Origin of the sequence: Paraburkholderia sp. JPY465 (assembly GCF_050436725.1) — a bacterium.
Classification (GTDB): domain Bacteria; phylum Pseudomonadota; class Gammaproteobacteria; order Burkholderiales; family Burkholderiaceae; genus Paraburkholderia; species Paraburkholderia youngii.
Window position 1 is genome coordinate 1,041,647 of record NZ_JBNDMT010000006.1, and the last position, 20,952, is coordinate 1,062,598.

Annotated in this window: 17 protein-coding genes; 12 read left to right on the forward strand and 5 right to left on the reverse strand. The window is 63.8% G+C overall.

Features of this window, described 5'->3' with window-relative positions; all coding sequences use genetic code 11:
* Window positions 1–49 precede the first annotated feature (49 nt).
* Window positions 50–970 (forward strand): LysR substrate-binding domain-containing protein, encoded by a 921-nt coding sequence (locus QFZ94_RS38145; RefSeq protein ID WP_429463084.1) that lies wholly within the window; start codon window positions 50–52, stop codon window positions 968–970.
* 97 nt (window positions 971–1,067) lie between these two features.
* Here the strand turns inward: QFZ94_RS38145 and QFZ94_RS38150 are convergent, their stop codons facing one another.
* On the reverse strand, window positions 1,068–1,778 hold the full coding sequence (locus QFZ94_RS38150; protein ID WP_429463085.1) for a FadR/GntR family transcriptional regulator: 711 nt from the start codon (window positions 1,776–1,778) through the stop codon (window positions 1,068–1,070).
* A 270-nt stretch (window positions 1,779–2,048) separates the two neighbouring features.
* On the opposite strand from QFZ94_RS38150, the gene QFZ94_RS38155 reads away from it, so the two are divergent.
* From QFZ94_RS38155 to QFZ94_RS38195, 9 genes are all read left to right on the forward strand, one after another.
* On the forward strand, window positions 2,049–3,071 hold the full coding sequence (locus tag QFZ94_RS38155) for a zinc-binding alcohol dehydrogenase family protein (RefSeq protein WP_429463086.1): 1,023 nt from the start codon (window positions 2,049–2,051) through the stop codon (window positions 3,069–3,071).
* Window positions 3,072–3,091: 20 nt separating this feature from the next.
* The gene (locus tag QFZ94_RS38160) at window positions 3,092–4,225 is read left to right on the forward strand and encodes a mannitol dehydrogenase family protein (RefSeq protein ID WP_368582494.1); all 1,134 of its coding nucleotides are present in this window, start codon (window positions 3,092–3,094) and stop codon (window positions 4,223–4,225) included.
* A gap of 119 nt (window positions 4,226–4,344) precedes the next feature.
* Window positions 4,345–5,625 (forward strand): MFS transporter, encoded by a 1,281-nt coding sequence (locus QFZ94_RS38165; RefSeq protein WP_429463087.1) that lies wholly within the window; start codon window positions 4,345–4,347, stop codon window positions 5,623–5,625.
* A 48-nt stretch (window positions 5,626–5,673) separates the two neighbouring features.
* Entirely contained in the window at window positions 5,674–7,221 is a 1,548-nt protein-coding gene (locus QFZ94_RS38170) for a UxaA family hydrolase (RefSeq protein WP_368624076.1), read from the forward strand.
* Between the two features lie 60 nt (window positions 7,222–7,281).
* Window positions 7,282–8,547, forward strand: a complete 1,266-nt coding sequence (locus QFZ94_RS38175; protein ID WP_429463088.1) for an alpha-hydroxy acid oxidase — start codon at window positions 7,282–7,284, stop codon at window positions 8,545–8,547.
* A 17-nt stretch (window positions 8,548–8,564) separates the two neighbouring features.
* Complete coding sequence (locus QFZ94_RS38180; RefSeq protein WP_368624077.1) at window positions 8,565–9,983, forward strand: FAD-binding oxidoreductase; 1,419 nt, start codon at window positions 8,565–8,567, stop codon at window positions 9,981–9,983.
* Between the two features lie 132 nt (window positions 9,984–10,115).
* The gene (locus QFZ94_RS38185) at window positions 10,116–10,652 is read left to right on the forward strand and encodes a DUF4142 domain-containing protein (protein WP_368582489.1); all 537 of its coding nucleotides are present in this window, start codon (window positions 10,116–10,118) and stop codon (window positions 10,650–10,652) included.
* A 1-nt stretch (window position 10,653) separates the two neighbouring features.
* Window positions 10,654–10,959: a cupredoxin domain-containing protein gene (locus QFZ94_RS38190; RefSeq protein ID WP_429463089.1), complete on the forward strand. Its 306-nt coding sequence runs from the start codon at window positions 10,654–10,656 to the stop codon at window positions 10,957–10,959.
* A complete protein-coding gene (locus tag QFZ94_RS38195) occupies window positions 10,956–11,648 on the forward strand; it encodes an RNA polymerase sigma factor (RefSeq protein WP_410842364.1) in 693 nt (230 codons plus the stop codon). The genes QFZ94_RS38190 and QFZ94_RS38195 overlap by 4 nt, the downstream gene beginning before the upstream one ends.
* Here the strand turns inward: QFZ94_RS38195 and QFZ94_RS38200 are convergent.
* The gene (locus tag QFZ94_RS38200) at window positions 11,643–17,150 is read right to left on the reverse strand and encodes a trifunctional serine/threonine-protein kinase/ATP-binding protein/sensor histidine kinase (RefSeq protein WP_429463090.1); all 5,508 of its coding nucleotides are present in this window, start codon (window positions 17,148–17,150) and stop codon (window positions 11,643–11,645) included. The genes QFZ94_RS38195 and QFZ94_RS38200 overlap by 6 nt on opposite strands.
* 143 nt (window positions 17,151–17,293) lie before the next feature.
* On the reverse strand, window positions 17,294–17,659 hold the full coding sequence (locus QFZ94_RS38205) for a hypothetical protein (protein WP_429463092.1): 366 nt from the start codon (window positions 17,657–17,659) through the stop codon (window positions 17,294–17,296).
* A gap of 406 nt (window positions 17,660–18,065) precedes the next feature.
* Between QFZ94_RS38205 and QFZ94_RS38210 the strand changes: the two genes are divergently transcribed.
* Entirely contained in the window at window positions 18,066–18,425 is a 360-nt protein-coding gene (locus QFZ94_RS38210; protein WP_429463093.1) for a response regulator transcription factor, read from the forward strand.
* Window positions 18,426–18,444: 19 nt separating this feature from the next.
* Here QFZ94_RS38210 and QFZ94_RS38215 read toward each other — a convergent pair whose 3' ends face one another.
* Window positions 18,445–18,561: a zinc-binding dehydrogenase gene (locus QFZ94_RS38215; RefSeq protein WP_429463666.1), complete on the reverse strand. Its 117-nt coding sequence runs from the start codon at window positions 18,559–18,561 to the stop codon at window positions 18,445–18,447.
* Between the two features lie 192 nt (window positions 18,562–18,753).
* Window positions 18,754–19,578 (reverse strand): response regulator, encoded by an 825-nt coding sequence (locus QFZ94_RS38220; RefSeq protein ID WP_429463094.1) that lies wholly within the window; start codon window positions 19,576–19,578, stop codon window positions 18,754–18,756.
* 308 nt (window positions 19,579–19,886) lie between these two features.
* Between QFZ94_RS38220 and QFZ94_RS38225 the strand changes: the two genes are divergently transcribed.
* Window positions 19,887–20,903 carry a sensor histidine kinase gene (locus QFZ94_RS38225; RefSeq protein WP_429463095.1) on the forward strand — a complete coding sequence of 339 codons (1,017 nt, stop codon included), beginning with the start codon at window positions 19,887–19,889 and terminating at the stop codon, window positions 20,901–20,903.
* The last annotated feature ends 49 nt before the right edge of the window (window positions 20,904–20,952 follow it).

Here is a 20,952-nt window from a genome sequence, read left to right on the forward strand (position 1 = left end):
CGGTTGACAGCGGGGGGCGCCGGCGGCCCATGCAATCCGGAGAGAACGGATGGACTTTCGGCACATCGACGCATTCAGGGCGCTGATGCTCACCCGCACGACGACCCGCGCCGCGCAGGTCATCGGCACTTCGCAGTCGGGCATCAGCCGTCTGATTACCGACCTGGAGCGTTTGACCAGTCTGACGCTGTTCGATCGCAGCCGCGGACGGCTCGAACCGACCGTCGAAGCGTTGGCGCTGTTCGAGGAAGTCGAGCGGCGTTATGCGGGGCTGAACAACATCCGCGAGTTCGCGCTGAGCTTGCGCAATCCGTCGACCGCGGTGATTCGCGTGGGTTCGGTCGTGTCGTTCGGGCTCGGCTACTTCGCGCGCGTGGTCGCGAACTTTCATCGCCGGCATCCGGCCGTGCAGATTGCGTTGACGACCGGGGCGTCGTCGCTGATTCGCGATCAGGTGGTGTCGCGCCAACTCGCGCTCGGCCTCGTCACGAATACGGTCGACGTGACCGGCACCGATTCGACCGCGTTCGCGCAGCTCGATGCGATCTGCGCGTTGCCGGCCGGTCATCCGCTCGGCAAGCACAAGGTCATCAAGGTGGCCGATCTGCGGAATCAGCCGATCGTGTCGTACGACTTGCCCGACCTCGTGCGCTGGGGCATGGATCAGGTGCTCGCGACCGGTCAGCTGCAATCGCAGGTGGTGGCGATCGCGCCGTATTCGGTCAACATCGCGACGATGGTCAAGGAAGGTCTTGGCATCGGTTTGCTGCATCCGGTGTCGGCGTACGACTTTCTCGACTCGAATCTGATCCTGCGCCGCTTCGAGCACGCGATGCCTTTCTATACGCTGAAGATCACGCCACGTGGCGCCGCACCGGCTCCGCATCTCGACGATTTGTCGAAGGTAATGGAGGAGACGCTCGAAGAAGTGCTGGCGGCCGTGAATGCGCGTTTGGCCGCCGCGAGTTGACCTATTGCCGCTTCACGGCAGCGTCGCTCACAAGCTATCCAATCAAATACAGATCGGGCCACCGAGGCCGGACTTCGTCATATCCCGGCAGCGGCGCCTAAGTCGTGCGCTGCCCGCCGGTAATCACCCGCTCCAACGACAGCTTCAAGTGGCGCTGCATCGCCGCCTGCGCCTGCAGCGGATCATGCGCTTCCAGCGCTTCCAGAATCACCAGATGTTCTTCGGGCACGGCGCCCCACGTCGTTTCGTTTTCGAAGTGGCCGCGCAGCTTCTCCGACAGCGGACTATGCCGCGCATCGAATAGCGAGCTGACGGTGCGCACCAGCACTTCGTTGCCGGACATCTGCGCGATCGCGAGATGGAACGCGCGATCGGCCGCGACCGGAATTCTGCCGGCCTTCACTTCGCGCTCCATCTCGTTGTAGATCGCGCGCAGCATTTTCAGGTCTTTCGGTTTGCAGAACGGTGCGACGCTCGCGATGATCGAGCCTTCGATCAGGCAGCGCGCGCCGAGGATGTCGAGCAGGCTATCGCCGAGTTCGGCCTGCGACAGCGACGCATCACGCTGCGCGGGCGGCGTCGTGCACAGATAGACGCCCGAGCCCATGCGAATCTCGACGAGCCCTTCCAGTTCGAGCGCGACCAGAGCCTCGCGCACCGACGGCCGCGATACGCCGAGCGTCTCCGCCAGCGCGCGCTCGGGCGGCAGGCGGCCGTTCGGCGCGAACTCCGGCTGAGCGATCAGATCGCGCAATTTTTCCGCGATCTGAAGATATAAGCGGCGAGTGTCGGCAGGTTTGGTGTTCACGAAACGATTCCCGGCAATGGAGCTTCTGCAAGCCCGATAAGGCGAGCGCCGATTGTAGATCGAAGCGCCCTGCGCGCAAATCGCGCGCGCCCGGCGGCGCGCTGACAGCGTTCGGGGTTTCCCCCAACTCCGTGCAAATTGGCTTGACCAGTATCGCACGTGCGGTTAATTTTGCAAATTGGTAAGGCCAGATCGACGCCACGCAGGCGTCAAACGAGTAGACCTGCGGGTCGCTCCACTCCCCGATACCCGATCCATTCCTCCACGACGATGAAGACAGTCATTTGCGAACAACCCGGCCAGCTCGCGCTAGCTGAACGCGCGATGCCGGACGCCGGCCCTGACGATGTGCTGATCCGCATCCGGCGAGTCGGCATCTGCGGCACCGACTTCCATATCTTCACCGGCAATCAGCCGTATCTGTCGTATCCGCGCGTGATGGGGCACGAGCTTGCCGGCATCGTCGAAGCGGCGCCGGCCGGTGCGCGCGTCGCGGCCGGCGACCAGGTGTACGTGATGCCATATCTGTCGTGCGGGCGCTGCGTGGCCTGCCGCGCGGGCAAGGGCAACTGCTGCGTGAACATCCGCGTGCTCGGCGTCCATACCGACGGCGGCATGACCGAGTACCTCGCGGTGCCGCAGGCGTTCGTCTTCAAGGCCGACGGCGTGACGCTCGACCAGGCCGCGATGCTCGAATTCCTGGCGATCGGCGCACACGCGGTCGCGCGCGCCGACGTGCAAGCCGGGCAGCGTGTGCTGATAGTCGGGGCTGGGCCGATCGGCATGGCCGCGACGATCTTCGCGAAGCTGCGCGGCGGCGAGGTCAGCGTGCTCGACGGCCGCGCGGACCGTCTGTCCGTGTGCGCGGGCGCATTGCAGGCGGATCACACGGTGCTGCTCGACACCACCGACGCCGCGACCGATGCCGCCCAACTCGCGGCGCTGACCGACAACGAGTTCTTCGACGTGGTGTTCGACGCGACCGGCAACGTGAAGGCGATGGAGCGCGGGCTGCAGTTCGTCGCGCATGGCGGCAAGTACGTGCTGGTGTCGATCGTCAGCGAGCGCATTTCGTTTGCCGATCCGGAGTTGCACAAGCGCGAGACGACCTTGCTCGCGAGCCGCAATGCGACCGTCGCCGACTTCGAAACGGTGCTCGAAGCGATGCGCGCCGGCAAGATTCCGACGGCCGCGCTCAATACGCACGTGGTCGAACTCGCCAATCTGCCGGGCGAATTCCCCAAGCTGCTGAAACCGGATGCCGGCGTCATCAAGGCGCTGGTGGCCTGTTGAGCGAGCGGGGACAACGGACGATGGGCAACCCGATTCTTCAATTCGGCACGAGTCGCTTTCTGCAGGCGCACGCGGATCTGTTCGTATCGGCGGCGCTCGACGCGGGCCGCGCGCTGGGACACGTGACCGTCGTGCAGACGACGGCCAACCCCGAGAGCCTCGCGCGCATCGACGCGTTACGCGCGCACCGGCAGTACGAGGTGCGCATTCGCGGTCTGCGCCGCGAAGCGGTGATCGATACGACCACGCATTGTCATGCGATCAGCGAGGCATTGAACGCGAATACCGATTGGCCGACGGTGGTGGAGCGCTTTGCGCGCGACGCGCGCGTGGTGATCTCTAACACCGGCGATCGAGGCTACGAGTGTTTCGCCGAAGACACCGCCGAGCTATTGCACAACGACAAGAGCGTGCCGCGCGGATTCGCGGCGAAGCTCGTGGTGCTGCTGCACGCGCGCTTCAATGCCGGCGCCGCGCCGCTGACGCTGCTGCCATGCGAACTCGTATCGGGCAACGGCGACACGCTGCGTGGTCTCGTCGCCGATATCGCGCGCGAGTGGGGCGCCGGGACCGAGTTCGTGCGCTACATCGAGCACACCTGCGTCTGGGTCAATTCGCTGGTGGACCGCATCGTATCCGAGCCGATCCGGCCGGTCGGCGCGATTGCCGAACCCTACGCGTTGTGGGCGATCGAGCGGCGTGCCGGCATGGTGCTGCCGTGCGAGCACGAAGCGATGATCGTCACCGACGATCTGTTGCACTACGAACGCCTGAAGCTGCTGCTGCTGAACCTCGGGCATACGTGGCTCGCCGAGCGCTGGCAGGCCGACGCGCGCGATCCCGACGAGAACGTGCTGCACGCGATGCGCGATCCGCTGTTGCGCGCCGATCTCGAATCGCTGTGGCGCGACGAGGTCCTGCCGGTCTTCGATGCGCTCGGTCAGGGCAGCGACGCGCGCGCCTATCTCGATGACGTGCGCGAGCGCTTCGAAAACCCGTTCCTCGATCATCGCCTCGCCGACATCGCGCGCAATCACGAGCAAAAGAAAGAGCGGCGCTTCAGGCCGGTGATCGAACTCGCGCGCGAGCTCGACGTGCGTGTCGAGCAACCGCGTCTGAACGCGGCGCTTGCCGCGTGCGTGCAACGCGGCTAAAGGCGCGGGCCGCAACTCCGCAGTAAATCGGGTCGTCGACCCCGCAGTACACCGGCGGCTCACGAGGTCGCAAGGTTCATCTAAACATAGGCTTAGCCTGGCTAGCAGGAGACAGTTTCATGAAGAAAATGCGTTGGGTAGTGATTTTTCTGTGCTTTCTCGCGATCGCGGTGAATTACATCGATCGTGCGAATCTCGCGGTCGCCGCGCCGCAAATCGAAAAGGCGCTCGGCATCGGCCCCGCCGAGATGGGCTTCATCCTGAGCGGCTTCTTCTGGACCTACGCGTTCATGCAGATGCCGTTCGGCTGGTTCGTCGATCGAGTTGGCGCGCGCATCGCGCTGCCGCTCGCGGTCGGCTGGTGGTCGATGTTTACCGCGGCGACCGCGGTCACGACCAGCGTCGCGGGCATGTTCGGCTGCCGCCTGTTGCTCGGCGTCGGCGAGGCGGGTGCGTATCCGTCCTGCACGAAGCTCGTGAGCCAATGGTTCCAGCCCAAGGAACGTGCGCTCGCGACGAGCATCTTCGATAGCGGCTCGCGGGTCGGCTCGGCACTGTCGATTCCCGTGGTTGCGCTGATCATCAGCACGCTCGGCTGGAAGGCGGCTTTTGTTCTTACCGGCTTGCTCGGCGCGGTCTGGATCGTCGGCTGGTTCGTGATCTATCGCAATCCGGTGCAAGACGAGATGGCCGTTGCACTCGAGGCGACTCCCGCGGCTCAGGTGAGCGCGGAGAAGGTGACATGGGCGTCGCTGTTTCGCCACCGCACGCTGTGGGGCATGATGCTCGGCTTCTTCTGCCTGAACTTCGTGATCTATTTCTTCATTACGTGGTTTCCGAGCTACCTCGTTGAGACCCGTGGCTTCTCGCTGAAATCGCTCGGCACGCTCGGCATGATTCCGGCGTTGATCGCGATTCCGGGCGGCTGGCTCGGCGGCTTCGTGTCCGACGCGCTGTTCCGGCGCGGCTGGAGCCTGACGGCCGCGCGCAAGACCTGCATGGTCGGCGGCATGCTGCTGTCGTCGGTGATCACGTTGTCGGCGTTCACGGAGAACACGTATCTGATGCTCGCGTTCTTCGGCATCGCGTACGGCAGCCTCGCGTTCGCCGCGGCGAGCATCTGGTCGCTGCCCGGCGACGTCGCGCCGACGCCGCGCCACGTCGCGTCGATCGGCGGCATCCAGAACTTCGCGTCGAATCTGGCGGGGATCGTGATCACCACGTTCACCGGCGTGATGGTGGCGATGTCGAAGGGCTCGTTCACGATTCCGCTCGTCGTCGCGGGCGGCTTCTGCTTCCTTGGCGCGTTCAGCTATCTTTTCATCGTGGGACGCATCGAGCCGCTGTCGCTGGAATCGGACAGCCGCGATCTGCCCAAGGGCGTGGGCTCCACGATCTGACGTATTCTGTTTGAACGCTTACCGATAACCCTGTCTTCGAGGCTTTTCATGTCGACTCAAGCTAGCCGCGCGTGCCCGATCATTCGCCTGCATCCCGCCGACGACGTCATCATCGCGACCCGGCAGTTGCTGCCGGGCACGCGCATCGACGCGGAACAACTGGTGGTCGCCGGGCTGATTCCACCGGGGCACAAGATCGCGACGCGCGACATCGCGCGCGGCGAGCCGGTCAAGCGCTACAACCAGATCATCGGCGTAGCGCGCGAGGCGATCGCGCGCGGCCAGCATGTTCATACGCACAATCTCGGCATGTCCGAGTTCGCGCGCGAGCACGCGTTCGGCGCCGATGCGCAGCCGACCGTCTACGTCGATGAACCCGCGCATTTCATGGGGATTCGTCGCGACGACGGCCGCATCGCGACGCGCAATTACATCGGCATTCTGACCAGTGTGAACTGCTCGGCGACGGTTGCGCGCGCGATTGCCGATCATTTCCGGCGCGACGTGCGTCCCGACGCGCTCGCCGACTATCCGAACGTCGACGGTGTGATCGCTCTGACGCACGGGCTCGGCTGCGGCATCGACATGCAAGGCGAGGGCATTGCGATTCTGCGTCGCACGCTCGCCGGCTACGCGGTGCATCCGAACTTCGCGTCGGTGCTGTTCGTCGGGCTGGGCTGCGAGACGAATCAGATCGACGGCGTGCTCGCGGCGGGCGGCCTCGACGCCAGCACGACGAAGCTGCGCAGCTTCACGATCCAGGACAGCGGCGGCACGCGCAAGACGATCGAACGCGGTATCGCGATGGTGCGCGAGATGCTCGCCGACGCGAATCGCGTGCAGCGCGTGCCGGTGCCGGCCTCGCATCTGTGCGTTGGTCTGCAATGCGGCGGCTCGGACGGCTACTCGGGCATCTCCGCGAATCCGGCGCTCGGCGCCGCGGTGGATCGGCTCGTGCGGCATGGCGGTACCGCGATCCTGTCGGAAACGCCGGAAATCTACGGCGCGGAACATCTGCTGACGCGCCGCGCGGTGAGCGCGGCGGTCGGCGACAAACTGCTCGCGCGCATCGCGTGGTGGCAGGACTACTGCGCGCGCAACGGCGGCGCGATGGACAACAACCCATCGGCGGGCAACAAGGTGGGCGGTCTGACGACGATCCTCGAAAAATCGCTCGGCGCGGTCGCGAAGGGCGGCACGACGAATCTGGTCGACGTCTACGAATACGCTCAACCGATCGCCGCGAAGGGCTTCGTGTTCATGGATTCACCCGGCTACGACCCGGTTTCCGCGACGGGACAGGTCGCCTCGGGCGCGAACCTGATCTGCTTCACGACCGGGCGCGGCTCCGCTTACGGCTGCGCGCCGTCGCCGTCGTTGAAGCTGGCGACCAACACCGCGTTGTGGGAGCGCCAGCAGGACGACATCGATATCAATTGCGGCGGGGTGATCGACGGCAGCGCGAGCATCGATGAACTCGGCGAAGCGATCTTCCGCATGATGCTCGACTGCGCGTCGGGTACGCGCACCAAGAGCGAGCTGCATGGCTACGGGCAGAGCGAGTTCGTGCCGTGGCAAGTCGGCGTGGTGACCTGAACGGCTGCATTGCAGCGACACAAGCAAACAAGCGAATAAATCACGCACTGGAGGATGTAATTGGAACGCCGCCTTTATTCAGGCCGCGACGTGAAGCGCGCGCACAGCATCGATGATCTGCGCGCGATGGCCCGCAAGCGTCTGCCGAATTTCTGTTTCGAGTATGTCGAGGGCGGCGCCGAAGACGAAGCCACACTGCGGCGCAACCGCGACGTGTTCCGCGAAATCGCTTTTCTGCCGCGCACGCTGGTGAACGTCGAAAAGCGCAATCAGAGCGTGACGCTGTTCGGCGAGCGCAGCGCGTCGCCGTTCATGATCGGCCCGACCGGCTATAGCGGCCTGATGTTTCGCGAAGGCGACGTCAAGCTGGCCAGTGCGGCGGCAGCGGCCGGCATTCCGTTCGTGCTGAGCAACGTGTCGACGATCTCGCTGGAGGACGTCGTGCAGCGCGCGGGCGGTCGCGTGTGGATGCAGGTCTACATGTACCGCACGCGCGAATCTCTCGCGAAGCTGGCGCGGCGCGCGAACGCCGCGGGCATCGAGGCGCTGGTCGTCACGACCGACAGCGCGGTGTTCGGCAAACGCGAATGGGACCTGCGCAACTACATCGAGCCGCTGAAACTCGACTGGCGCAACAAGTTCGACGTGCTGCGCCATCCGAGCTGGATGGCCAACGTGCTGTGGCCGAACGGCATGCCGCGCTTCGCCAATCTCGGCGACCTGCTGCCGCCGGGGCAGGACAGCGTGAAGGGCGCGACGATCACACTGGGCCGCGAACTCGACCCGTCGTTGTCGTGGGACGATATCCGCTGGCTGCGCGATCTGTGGCCGCGTCGGCTGATCGTCAAAGGCGTGCTGGGTGCGCCCGATGCGCTGAAGGCGCTGGAGGCCGGCGTCGACGGCATCGTGCTGTCGAACCACGGCGGGCGGCAACTCGACAGCGCGGTATCGGCGATGGACGTGCTGCCCGAAGTCGTCGAGCAGGTTGGGGGTAAGCTGTGCGTGATGCTCGACGGCGGATTTCGCCGCGGCTCCGAGATCCTGAAGGCGGTCGCGCTGGGCGCCGATGCGGTATTGCTCGGACGCGCGACCACCTATGGTCTGAGCGCGGGCGGTCAGCCGGGCGCTGAGCGGGCCATCGAGATTCTGCAGACCGAGATCGACCGGGCGCTCGGCTTGCTCGGTTGCTGCGATATCGCCGGGCTGGACCGTAGTTATCTGCGTTGGCCAGGGCAGCAGGCGCCGCTGCCGCGCGTGCAATCGCAATCGCAAGCGCAAACGCAAACGCAAACCGTGCAGGCGCGTGCAGCGGCTTTGTCCGTCTGACGAACTGGAGATATCTGATGCAGCAAGAACCGAACGTCGCGACCCGCGGTAACGAAGCCGTCGCCGCGCTGCGCGAAGCGCTCGGCGCGGACATCGTGAGTCTGCCGGCCGAATTTGGCGGGCGGCAGTTCGCCGACTGGAGCGGCACGCCATCGACCGATCCGATCGCGCTGATCCGCCCGCGCACGACCGAAGAAGTCGCCACCGCGCTCAGGATCTGTCATCAATTCCGCCAGCCGGTCGTCACGCAAGGCGGCATGACCGGGCATGCTGGCGGCGCCTGCGTGCTCGGCGGCGAGGTTGCGCTGAGCGTCGAGCGGATGACCGGCGTCATCGACATCGATCCGGTCAGCGCGACGATCACCGTGTTCGCGGGCACGCCGCTGCAGGTGGTGCAGGAAGCGGCCGATCACGCCGGCTTCATGTTCGCGCTCGACCTCGGCGCGCGCGGCAGTTGCACGATCGGCGGCAACATCGCGACCAATGCGGGCGGCAATCGCGTGATCCGCTACGGCATGATGCGCGACCAGGTGCTCGACGTCGAAGCGGTGCTCGCCGACGGCAGCGTGATCGGCGGCGAGCGCAAGATGATCAAGAACAATACCGGCTATGACCTGCGCAACCTGCTGACCGGCAGCGAAGGCACGCTCGGGGTCATCACGCGCGCGGTGCTGCGCCTGCGCGCCAAACCGCGCGCAATCTCGACCGCATGGTGCGGCATGCCGGATTACGAGGCGGTAACCACGCTGCTCGGCCGCGCGCAGGAACGGCTGCCGGCCGGCGTGTCCGCGTTCGAAGTCATGTGGCCCAGCTATTGCGATTTCGTGCGGGAACGCCTGCCCGAACTGCGCGTGCCGCTCGGCAGCGATCACGCTTACTACGTATTGCTCGAGACTTGCGGCGCGGACCCGGAGCGGCAGTCGGCGGCGTTCGAGGACTTTCTCGCCGACATGCTCGACGCGGGCGTGATCTCCGATGCCGCGCTCGCGCAATCGGACGCGGACGCCGCGGCGTTCTGGGCGATTCGCGACGCGCCGGCCGAATATCCGCGCCTGATCCCGGGACGCATCTCGTTCGACATCAGCTTCGCGGTTGCGCAGGCGGGCGATGCGGCGCAGCGTTGCGACGAGCGGCTGCGCGCGCGCTGGCCGCAAGCGACGATCCTCGTGTACGGGCATCTCGGCGACGGCAATCTGCACGTGGTGGCGCAGGAACCGGGCTGGACCGACGCGGACATCGACGAGGTCAAGCGCGTCGTTTATGAACTCACCGGGGAAATGGGCGGCTCCGTATCGGCCGAGCATGGGATCGGCGAGGAAAAGCTGGGCGTGCTCGGCATGTCGCGCTCGCCGGCCGAACTCGCGGCGATGAAGGCGATCAAGCTTGCGCTCGATCCGCACAATATCCTGAACCCCGGCAAGGTGATCGCGATGTAGTGTGCGGTGGTTTTGCGCGTCACGCGGCAACGTGGCGCGCGCATTCCGGGCGCGTTCCTGGCCGATCGGGAACGCGCTTCTCCGACGTGACATCCAATCCCATATCCGCAACGGAATATGGGGAGATGTCAGATGAAGCTCATCATCCACACAGTGCTGGCGGCAACGCTCGCGTTAGCGAGCATCGCGTCCAGCGCGCAAGGCGCCGGGCCGAGCGATCCGCAGATTGCCGCGATCGTCGTGACCGCAAATCAGGTCGATATCGACGCGGGCAAGCTCGCGGAATCCAAAACGAAATCGAAGGACGTGAAGGCGTTCGCGCAGCAAATGGTCACCGATCACACCGGCGTCAACAAGGCCGCGACGGATCTCGTGAAGAAGCTCAACGTGACCCCCGAGGACAATCCGACGAGTCAGAACCTCAAGCAGGGCGGCGACCAGAACATCGCCAAACTGAAGACACTTTCGGGTGCCAGCTTCGATAAGGCCTATATCGATCACGAGGTCACCTATCATGAAAACGTGATCGACGCGCTCGACAAGACGCTCATTCCGAGCGCGAAGAACGAGGAACTGAAGGCGCTGCTCGTGAAGGTGCGGCCGGCCTTCGTCGCGCATCTCGAACATGCGCGCCACGTGCAGGCGGAACTGGCAAAGAGCGGTGCGTGAGATGCGCCGGCTCGTTTGTCTGATGGGCGTGCTGGTGTTGCACGTCGATGCGATGGCGGCGACGTACGTCGTCGTGATCGAACAGATGCGGTTCAATCCGGCCGCGTTGACGGTCGCGCGCGGTGATCGCGTGGTGTGGATCAACAAGGACCTGTTTCCGCACACCGCGACCGCTGATGCGAAAGCGTTCGATTCGCATGACATCGCGCCGGATGCATCGTGGAGTTACGTGGCGACCAAGGGGGGACGCTACACGTATTCGTGCACGCTGCATCCGACGATGCACGCGGTTCTGAACGTACGATGAAAGCGATGATGAATCTGCCTGTCGAGTCCACTGAAGACGACCTCGGCATCGCGCGCCGCATCGCCGCGGGTGACCGTGACGCGTTCGAACTGCTGATGCGAAGGCATAACCGCCGGCTCTATCGCATGGCGCGCGCGACCTTGCGCAACGACGCCGAGGCGGAAGATGCGCTACAGGATGCGTATCTGCACGCGTACCGATCGATCAGCCAGTTTCGCGGTGAGTCGCAATTGTTCACGTGGCTGTCACGGCTGGTGCTCAACGAATGCTTCGCGCGATTACGGCGCTCGGCGCGGCGTCAGAATGTGATTCCGATCGTGGACGCACCCGAATACATCGAACCTGACGATGCAATGACCACACACGACGACGATGCCCCCGACCGGGCGCTTGCGCGTTCGCAAGTGCGCGCGCTGCTCGAACGCAAACTCGATGAATTGCCCGAGCCGTTTCGCGTCGTATTCGTGCTGCGCGCGATCGAGGAAATGAGCGTCGAGGAGACCGCGCAGTGTCTGAACATTCCAGAAGCGACGGTACGGAGCCGGCATTTCCGCGCGCGCAGCATGTTGCGCGAGTCGCTCGCTCAGGCTCTCGATCTCGCCGAGCGCGACGTGTTCGAATTCGGCGGGGCGCAGTGCGATCGCATCGTTGCGAGCGTCCTCGGGAAAATATCCGGTGGCGAGTCATAGCATTGGCGACGCGTGCAGGGGCACCGTGAACTGAACCGCCGCGCCGCGCGGCGTGGATTCACTCACCCATAACCGGCCGCCATGGGCGTCGATAATCGAACGGCAGATTGAAAGTCCCATGCCCAAGCCCGTCGCTTTGGTCGTGTAAAACGCGCTGAACGCGTGTTCCGGACCGTTCGGACCGAAGCCCGGTCCCGAGTCGCGCACGGTCACGACCACGCCGGCACCGTCCGCCTCGCCCGTGCTGACCTGCACGTGCCGAGTCCCCTCCAGACTGCTCGTTGCCTCCAATGCATTGATGATCAGGTTGAGCAGCACCTGCTGCAATTCCACCCGGTCGCCTTCGATGGACGGCAAATCTTCCGCGAGTTGGATCTCCAGCCTGGCGCCACTCTTCCTTGCTTCTCCCTGGACCAGTTCGGTGATCTCGCGGATCGCCTCGTTGATATCTACCGGCTCCTGTTTCCGTGGCGCCTTCCTGACCATTTGCCGGATCCGGCCGAGCACGTCTCCGGCGCGATTGGTGTCCCTGACGATACGATCGAGCGCACGCCTCGCTTCGCCGAGGTCGGCGGGCTCGCGGGCCAGCCATCGCAATGCGGCCTCCGCGTTGGCCACCGTCGCGGTAACGGGCTGACTGAGTTCGTGAGCGATCGACGCGGCGAGCTGCCCCATCGTCGCGACGCGATTCGCATGCGCCAGTTCGGCCTGCACGTCGCGATAGCGCTCTTCGCTGTCACGGATTTTCTTTTCCGCCTGCTTCTGCGCGCTCAGATCGAGAATGTAAGCCACCCCCTGGTTCGGCTCATCCTCGAATGCCGCGCCGCCGATCAGGACGGGTACCCGGCTGCCGTCTTTCCTGTAGAACTCCTTTTCGCAGGGTTGCATGGCGCCGGTCGCCGCAAGCTCTTCGAACTCGCGCGGCACACGTTGTTGCCATTCGGGGGGCGTCATGTCGTACCATCGCAGCCCTTTCCGCAAATCCTCACGGTCGTACTGGAGCATGTCGAGAAAGGAATCGTTGGCGTCGATGAGTCGTCCGTCCAGGCCCCAGATGACGATCCCAATGAGATTGGCGTCGACGAGGCGTCGGATCTTTGCTTCGCGTTGCGCGACGTCGCGATACAAGCGGGCATTTTCGAGCGAAATGGCAGCCTGCGAGGCCACGAGCTTCAGCACGGCGATCCGCGCGGGGCTGAACACGCGGGCAGTGAGATTGTTCTCGAGGTAGAGCACGCCCATCAGCTTGGCGCCATTCATCAGCGGCAGGCACAGAATGGAACGTGCGCGATGCTGACGGACGTAAGGGTCCGGATCGGCCATCGGATCCGATGCGGCATCGTCGAGGAAAATGTTCTCGCGCGTACGCAAGACCTGGTTGATGATCGACTCCGGCAACACCGCTGAGTTGAGCGGCGCGTCCGATAGCTGCACATGGACCGCGTCGCCGGCGGTGGTGGCTTCCGCGGCAATCCGATGCTCGCCCGCATCCGACAGGATCAGCAGACCCCGTTCGGCGCCCGCCTGTTCGATGGCCGTGCGCATGACCATCCCGATCAGCTTTTCCAGGTGGATTTCGCCTGACGCCGCCTGCGACACCTTGATCACTTTCGCCAGCTCCAGGTGCTCGATGGTTGCCGCCATCGTATTGGTCGGTCCGGGCACCGTCTCTTCGGTTCTCAGGTATGGGTACTGTTCCTCGAGTTGACGCGCCTTGCCGATGGCGCCCCAACGCAGATAGCCATAGCGGGCGTCCTGCATATACATGCGCGCAATTCTTCGACGACCGCGGGCCGCATAAAAGCGCGACGCGAGTTCGCTCGCCAGTGCCTCGATATGCGCGAAGCCGCTGTCCTGCGCCAAATCGATAGCCTGCTCGTAGAGCGTTTCGGCCTCCGCCACGTGGCCTTCGATGCGCGCGATCTCGGCGCCGACCAGTGCGGCATGACTTGCGAAGTTCTCCGCGCAGAGATCGGCCCAAACGCGCAGCTGCTTATGGTGGGCAAGTAATGCTTCCCGCTGCTGCGGCCACTCGCCAGCCGCGATGGAGTCGCGCCGTCCAGCCGTCGCGAGCGCGGCATAAAAGTGATATTCGGCCTCGTCGAGGAACGAGTGCGAGGTCCACAGAAGCCGCTGCGCCTCTGACGCGGCGGCCATGGCCGCCTCGTGGTCGCCGGCGAGATAGCGCGCCTGGAGCTTCCGGATCCAGTACCAGCATGCGGCGGCCGACAGCGACGGTTTGTTCAGATCCAGATAGTGCTGTTCTGTGTGAGCTTCGTTGAACTGCGCGTCGTCGAGGCAGCCGAATACCGGCGTCAAGCCGCGCAGCGTCCGGATGACCGCAAGCTGGTCTTCGATAAAGTGAATCGCCAGGCCGAATTGCAATTTGCTGGCATACGCAAGGCCGGTTTCACCCTCTCGTTGCACGTCGGCCAGTGGCTCGCCGATGAAAAGCAGGTTCGAGACGAGGTGGAACCACGCGAATGCGCCGAACGACAGGTCGCCGGTCCTGTTCAAGGCGTCGAAAATGCGGCGGAAGTGGTCGCCGCAAGTCTGCCGCGCTGGGCGCACCCAGCGGGCGACATAAACGGAGAACGCGAGATGCGTGCGGGCTTCGAAGCGTACGAGGCCGCGTCGTTCGACGAGCTTGCAGCCGAGCCGGCCGAATTCGAATCCGGGCTGGTAGTCGCCGAAAAGCCGTCCGGCGAACCAGGGGAATTGGGCGTAGGCCACGCACGACGCATCGGCATTGCCTTGTTCGAGGCTGAGACTGATTGCCTTGCAGATCGTCAGGCAATTGAGGTTCCCATCCGTGAACAACGCGGGCGCGAAGAGCTTGGTCAGAACCTCGACGGTTGCCAGCGCGATGGGATTCTCCATCGGCGGAAGATCGATGAGTTCCTCGATGCTCCGGTCGCCAAGCAGTGACCAGATGCGCTCGTATTCGCGGCGCACGGGCGCGTCGTCCGGATGGGGTGACCACTCGATGCCCACATGACGAAGGAAGGCGAGGCCAACGGCGATCGCGTTTTCGCTCTGGTCGAGCATCAGGTAGACATCCATCTGCCAGAACGTGACCTGGGCGCGCTCGAGCGTGGTCGTCGCACGCTTCGATAGCGCCGCAAGTCGCGTCTCGGCGGCGAGCAGTTGTCCCGTCAGGAATTCGCATTCGGCCCGGTTCAGCTCCAGTGCAAAAATCAACTGATGCCGACGCTGCCAGCAATCGTCATTCAATAGCCCGGCGCCAGCGGTCAAATAGGCGAGCGCCGAGGCATAGGCTGCCGACGCCCTGGCGCGCTGGCCAGCGCGCAGATTGAGTTCGGCCAGTTGCTCGCGTTCATCCCGTTCGGTGATCAGCACGGCGCCGCGATTGAGCTGCCCGACAATTTCGAAGATCGCTTCCTCGCGTTTTTCCGCCGGGGCCTGCGCGATGAGCAGGCGGCCGATCCGCAGATGCGCGTCGGCGCGCGATGATTCAGGAATCAGGGAATAGGCGGCCTGATGAACCCGGTCGTGAACGAACGCGTAGGCGCCTTCGAGCCGCACGACGAGTTCCTGGCGAACCGCCTCCCAGACCACGGCGTGAATCCCCGCCTCCGGCATGCCGAGCACGGCCGACAGGGTCGCGATGTCCGCGGTGTTCCCGAGACAGGCAAGCTGCTGCAGCGCGCGTTGCGTCGCGGGCGGCAGGCGCGTCAGCTTGCCGGCCATCAGGTCCACGACGTTGTCGGTGTAACCGCTGGCGTGGATGCGTTCGGTATCCCAGCGCCACTGCCGCGCATCGTGATCGAATGCCAGCAGACCGCCTTCGGCCAGCGCGTGCAGGAACTGGATCACGAAGAACGGATTACCACCGGTCCGGTCGGTCACGAGGCGCGCCAGTGGCGCAAGTTTTTCAGGCGCACAGTGCAGCGCGTCCGCGATCAGATTCCCGATGTGCGCACCGGTCAGCGGCGCGAGCCGGATTTCCCCGATCTTCGCGCCCGCGCTGCGGATCGCTGCAAGCCGGGCTGTCAGCGGATGAGCGGCATCCACCTCGTTGTCGCGATAGGCGCCGATGACCATCAGGTAGCGCAGTTCCGGCTGGATCAGCAGGTCCACGAGCAGGTCCAGGGTCGCTGCGTCGAGCCACTGCAGGTCGTCGAGGAACAGTGCGAGCGGATGGTCGGCCTGAGCGAATACGCCGATGAAACGCCGGAACACCTGCAGGAAGCGCTGTTTCGCCTGTTGTGGTTCGAGCTCCGGGACCGCGGGCGGCTCGCCGATGATCAGCTTCAGTTCGGGGATCAGTTCGCTCACCAGCGCCGCATTGGGCGAGAGCGCGTCCAGCAATGCGGCACGCCAGCCCGCCAGCTCCGTTTCGGACTTGCCCAGAAGCATGCGCACCAGGCTTTGAAATGCCTGGATCAGCGTTGCATACGGAATATCGCGCTTGTACTGGTCGAACTTGCCGGATGCAAACAATCCCCGTGGCGGCACGAGGATCTTGTGCAGTTCATTGACCACCGACGATTTGCCGATGCCCGAATACCCGGAAACCAGCACGAGTTCGGGTGTGCCGGTCTCGACAATACGGGTGAAGGTGCTGACCAGGGTCTCGACTTCCCGCTCACGTCCGTAAAGCTTCTCGGGGATCATCAGCCGGTCGGGGGTGCCGTGCTCGTCCAGCGGAAAGTCGTCGATGCGGCGCTGACGCTCCCAGTCGGCGAGGCAGCGCCGCAGATCATGCTCGACACCGGCAGCGGTCTGGTAGCGCTCCTCGGCGGTCTTGGCGAGCAGCTTCATGACGATGCGGGAGATGACGGCGGGGATGGCTTCCACCCGCGCATTGGGTGCCAATGGCGTTCTGGCGATATGGCAGTGCACCCATTCCATCGCGTCCGTGGCGGCAAACGGCAAGACACCCGTGAGCATCTGATAGAACGTGACGCCGAGCGCATACAGATCGCTGCGCGAATCGATCGAGCGATTCATCCGTCCGGTCTGCTCGGGTGCCATGTAGGCGAGCGTTCCGGCGATGGTTTCGGGAGGCTCCGGCGCCTGCCGCTCGCGCGGCAGTCGCGAGGCCAGGCCGAAGCCGGTCAGCCGCGCCTGTTCGTCGGCGCAATGCACGAGGATATGCGCGGGCTTCAGATCCTTATGGATCAGGCCGCGTTGATGAAGCTTGCCGAGGGCGGCGGCAATGCCAATGGCGAGTTCCAGGAAATAGCCAATCTCCATGGGCGTGCCGAGCAGACGCGCGAGCGGCTCGCCGCCGGGGTCCTCGAGCGCCAGCACGGTCTGGCCGCCTTCGCGCACCAGCCTTAGCGGCCGTACCGCCCACGCACTGTCAAGCTCGTCCTTCAGCCCGAACTCGTGGGCAAGCCGATCGAGGCTGGCGGGCATCGGCTGGTCAGCGGCAAGCCGCACGAACAGCTCACTCTGACCGGCCACCACCGAGGACGGTCCTCTCCACAAGACACGCTCGCCATCGTCCCACAAGACAGTTGTTTTTTTATGCATCGCCGCTGCAACGAAAATTGTTGCGCAAGGATACACTTTCTTCGATGCGACGCTATTGGTGATGTCGGCAGTTCGCCTGCAACTTGTAGCGCCACCCTAGGCACCGCCTCGAAAATCGCTGTCGTCGAAGTACCCGGCCGATCCTAAGGGTCGATGGGATGCGATGAGAAGACCGCCACCCGAACGAACATCGAAAATTTGAGCAGCACGTCAATCGTCAGAATCGAAAAAAAGAAGGGCGCCTTGCTGGCCATATCCGGCAGAGACAGCCCGACTGCGATAGCGCTGACGACGCATAGATATGAGAGTAAACGGGCGGCATATCGACGCTGCATAAACGGTCCCGCGATTAGCGCCATCCATGTCGCCTTTGCAAGCAATACCGCGGCGATGTCTTCCTGTGAATCAGAGAAGACCATTTCCAACGATGTTTCGCTCAAACAGAAAAATGCAAGAAGTGAAAGCAGCACACGGTCGAATCGTGTCAGCGGAGCGACCTGAACGAGCATTGCGCACTACTCCTTGCCGGGAAGAACCAAACGAGTCAGTGATGCGCGAGCAACGGCCGCCTCGATGAGATTTCATGGCCCAAATTTACCGGCAGCGGTCAATTCAAACCATCGTGCTTTCGCATGTCTGTCGTCAATCTAACTGCGTACGGGACTGTTCTTTGGTATAGGTATCCGTCTCGGCGAAACCTGAATTGCCTAAATATACGGATGCCCTGCCTGGAGTCTGATCACGGCCGCACCGTCCTGCCCGCGCGCGCTTTGACGCCGTGTGCGGCGCGCTTGCACTCTTCTTGCCGGAATTTATTGTTCGAAAGATACCAAGGTATCGTAGATCGGCAGATCGCGTTCGTGCATCCTTTGGCAGCGGTGTAGCGGTCTCAACGAGTTTTAATGGCGGGCAATCATGCGAGTAACGTTGGTTGATGATGACGATTCAGTGCGGGAGGCGCTTCCCGAACTGGTGCGGGTATTTGGATATGCTGTGAGCGTGTTCTCATCGGTGGAAAGCTTTCTTGCTTCTGGAGTCGTCGATCAAACCGATTGTCTTCTCCTCGATGTCAGCATGCCGGGTATGGGCGGGCTCGCGCTTTTTCGGGAGTTGAAACGACTCGGTAAAGGCGTGCCGGTCGTCTTCATTACCGCTCGCAAGGACGGGGCCGTGCGCAATAACCTGATAGCGCAGGGCGCGTACGATTGTCTGTTCAAGCCCTTCAGCGCTTCTGTACTTCTCGCCACGCTCAAGGGTGCACTTGGTGAGAGCTGAAAGCACATGCGAAGCGGCGCTAGTGAATCAGCCGCAGCTCGCCCGTCGTGCTGCGGCTCTCCATGTCCTCGTGTGCTTTGGCCGCTTGCTCGAGCGGATAAACACCTCCGATCCTGACGTCGATGGCGCCCGCAATGCATCAGGGCCGCACGGGCCCTCCATTACGATGGCTTTCATATTCGAGGCTTCCATGTCAGCAGGTTTCGTTGGCCGCGCGGGTGAATCGCCGTTGCGTGGAGTCATTAGAGGCCTCGCACGTATCGGGCTTGTTTCCGCGTGCGGGTGATAGGTAGGCCGTTGTATCCTCCGGCGCGGTCGGTACGCATCGCTACAAAAATCGTGCGACACCAAAGAAACTTCGCTGCTGTCGGAGCGCTTCGCTCTTAACCTGCGCCCCTGCGTACTGCACGGTTTCGCGAGTTTCACGATGAAGCGTGACCGGCGCCGAAAAGATGTAGCCCTCGTTGCGCAGCGTCTTGATGTAGCGGGCAGCGCGTGCGGTGTCATTCAATTTTTGCCGGAGCCGGCTTACCAGCAGATCGATCGAGCGGTCGAATGGATCGGCGTTGCGGCGCTGCGTCAGATTGAGCAACTGATCGCGCGTCAGCACGCGTTGCGCATGGTCGAGAAACACGCGCAGTAGTCGGTATTCGGCGCCGCTGAGCGTCACGACGTTGCCATTGGATTCGAGCAGATGACGCGCGGTAGTGTCGAGGCGCCACTCTCCGAAGCCGAGAACGGCTGTGTTGTCCACTGGCTGCACGTCCGGCGGCAGCATGCGCGTGCGGCGCAATACCGCCCTTATCCGTGCGAGAAGCTCGCGGGCCTGGAACGGCTTTGACATATAGTCGTCCGCGCCCATTTCGAGCCCGATGATGCGGTCGGTGACGTCGCTGTTCGCCGTCAGCATCAGAACGGGCACCGCACGATGGCGGTTCTCACGCAACGTGCGATAAAGCGCGAGGCCGTCTTCTCCGGGCAGAATCAGATCGAGCAGAATCAGGTCGGGTGCCTGCTTGCCGATAATCTCGTGCATTTCCCGTCCATTGGCCGCGCCCGAAACGCGCATGCCGTTTCGTTCGAGATAATCGGCAACCAGCTCGCGTATGCCGCGGTCGTCGTCGACAACCAGGATGTGATCGGGTTTTTCCATGACCTGTGATAAGCGCGTGCAGATGCGTTTTAAATACCGCTGCGAGAAGATTAACCAGAACGAAGCGGTAGAACCATTCCATTGAGGACTGGGTAGGGAGATGTTTAAGGATGGGTTTCATATACGTCCGTATAGGCTCGTGACGGGTGACGTTGGCGTGAACCTATGTAGGTTGAACCCATACGTTCATATGCTGGTGGACGCCCTTGATGGGCACTATCCTGACGATGCCGAGCGAGGCATGGTGCTGGCTGTCTGTCAATGCGCGTGCGGCAGTGGTACGAAGCGGCCAGTACAGGAGAACGGATATGAGCGCGCACTCGATCGACGCACCCAACACCTTTGGCGTATGCATGAGCACGTCCGCGTGGCTGTCCTTTGCCGCGTGGTCGCGTGCATTGTGGGTGCTGTTCGCGGCCGCCTGCGCTTACGCTCCATTTGCTACGCATGAGGCCAGTTGGGAAATGCTTGTGCGCGTCGGTCCGCCACTCATGCTGCCTGCCGTTCTCGCGGTGGCCCTTGCGGCTCTGAAAGTCGTGGAGCTGCGCGTGTGCGTTCAGCGCATGACGGCGGACATCGCGCGGAACCCTGGCGACGCAACGGAGTACGTCTTACCCGAAGGGATGGGACCGCCGGCCATCGCCCGTCTCGCTCGCGCTTTCAATGTATGTACGCGCGATCGCGCTCGCCGGCAGGCGGAGTTGCTCCATGTGCTCGCCGCCTATGCGCACGATCTGCGCACGCCGCTCACGCGCATGTGCATGCGCTCCGAACTCGTGGAGGACCGTGCGGTGCGCGACGCGCTCGCCCGCGATCTGGCTGAGATGGCCGAATTGGTGGAGGGCAGTCTCTCCTGCGCGCGCATGCAATGCAGTGCACTGGAGCCCATGCGTTCCGTCGATGCGGACGCCCTGCTTGGCGCGCTGATCGCCGACTATCGCGACGCCGGACGCGCCATCGCACTCGAGGGGCGCGTAGGGCGTCCCGTGATGACGTGTCCTCATGCGTTGCGCCGCGTGCTAGCGAACCTCGTGGACAACGCATTGCGCTATGGCGTGGATGTCCGTCTCAGTGTGAGTGTGGACGCGCAGCGCCTCGTGCTCGCCGTCGTCGATTCCGGGCCGGGCATCGCTCCAGCCCTTCTGGAGACGGTGTTCGCTCCGTGGTACCGCGCGCCCGAAACGGCGGCTTCGACGCACGGCTGCGGCCTCGGGCTCGCCATCGCGCGACGCCTGACGCTCGCCATGCACGGCGAACTCGAACTCGAAAATCGCTGCTCTGGCGGTCTGGAGGCCCGTGTGACGCTGCCATTGACGACCGCCTGACGCGCCGGGTGCTGCCCAGGAGAACCTTCCGCTGTGCCTCCAGCCGATT

Bases quoted from the DNA above. Each gene is read 5' to 3' on its own strand.
- QFZ94_RS38205 (WP_429463092.1), bottom strand. From the start codon at position 17,659: ATGCTCGTTCAGGTCGCTCCGCTGACACGATTCGACCGTGTGCTGCTT.
- QFZ94_RS38220 (WP_429463094.1), bottom strand. From the start codon at position 19,578: ATGGAAAAACCCGATCACATCCTGGTTGTCGACGACGACCGCGGCATA.
- QFZ94_RS38195 (WP_410842364.1), top strand. From the start codon at position 10,956: ATGAAAGCGATGATGAATCTGCCTGTCGAGTCCACTGAAGACGACCTC.
- QFZ94_RS38170 (WP_368624076.1), top strand. From the start codon at position 5,674: ATGTCGACTCAAGCTAGCCGCGCGTGCCCGATCATTCGCCTGCATCCC.
- QFZ94_RS38200 (WP_429463090.1), bottom strand. From the start codon at position 17,150: ATGCATAAAAAAACAACTGTCTTGTGGGACGATGGCGAGCGTGTCTTG.
- QFZ94_RS38210 (WP_429463093.1), top strand. From the start codon at position 18,066: ATGCGAGTAACGTTGGTTGATGATGACGATTCAGTGCGGGAGGCGCTT.
- QFZ94_RS38180 (WP_368624077.1), top strand. From the start codon at position 8,565: ATGCAGCAAGAACCGAACGTCGCGACCCGCGGTAACGAAGCCGTCGCC.
- QFZ94_RS38185 (WP_368582489.1), top strand. From the start codon at position 10,116: ATGAAGCTCATCATCCACACAGTGCTGGCGGCAACGCTCGCGTTAGCG.
- QFZ94_RS38155 (WP_429463086.1), top strand. From the start codon at position 2,049: ATGAAGACAGTCATTTGCGAACAACCCGGCCAGCTCGCGCTAGCTGAA.
- QFZ94_RS38190 (WP_429463089.1), top strand. From the start codon at position 10,654: ATGCGCCGGCTCGTTTGTCTGATGGGCGTGCTGGTGTTGCACGTCGAT.
- QFZ94_RS38145 (WP_429463084.1), top strand. From the start codon at position 50: ATGGACTTTCGGCACATCGACGCATTCAGGGCGCTGATGCTCACCCGC.
- QFZ94_RS38225 (WP_429463095.1), top strand. From the start codon at position 19,887: ATGAGCGCGCACTCGATCGACGCACCCAACACCTTTGGCGTATGCATG.
- QFZ94_RS38160 (WP_368582494.1), top strand. From the start codon at position 3,092: ATGGGCAACCCGATTCTTCAATTCGGCACGAGTCGCTTTCTGCAGGCG.
- QFZ94_RS38165 (WP_429463087.1), top strand. From the start codon at position 4,345: ATGAAGAAAATGCGTTGGGTAGTGATTTTTCTGTGCTTTCTCGCGATC.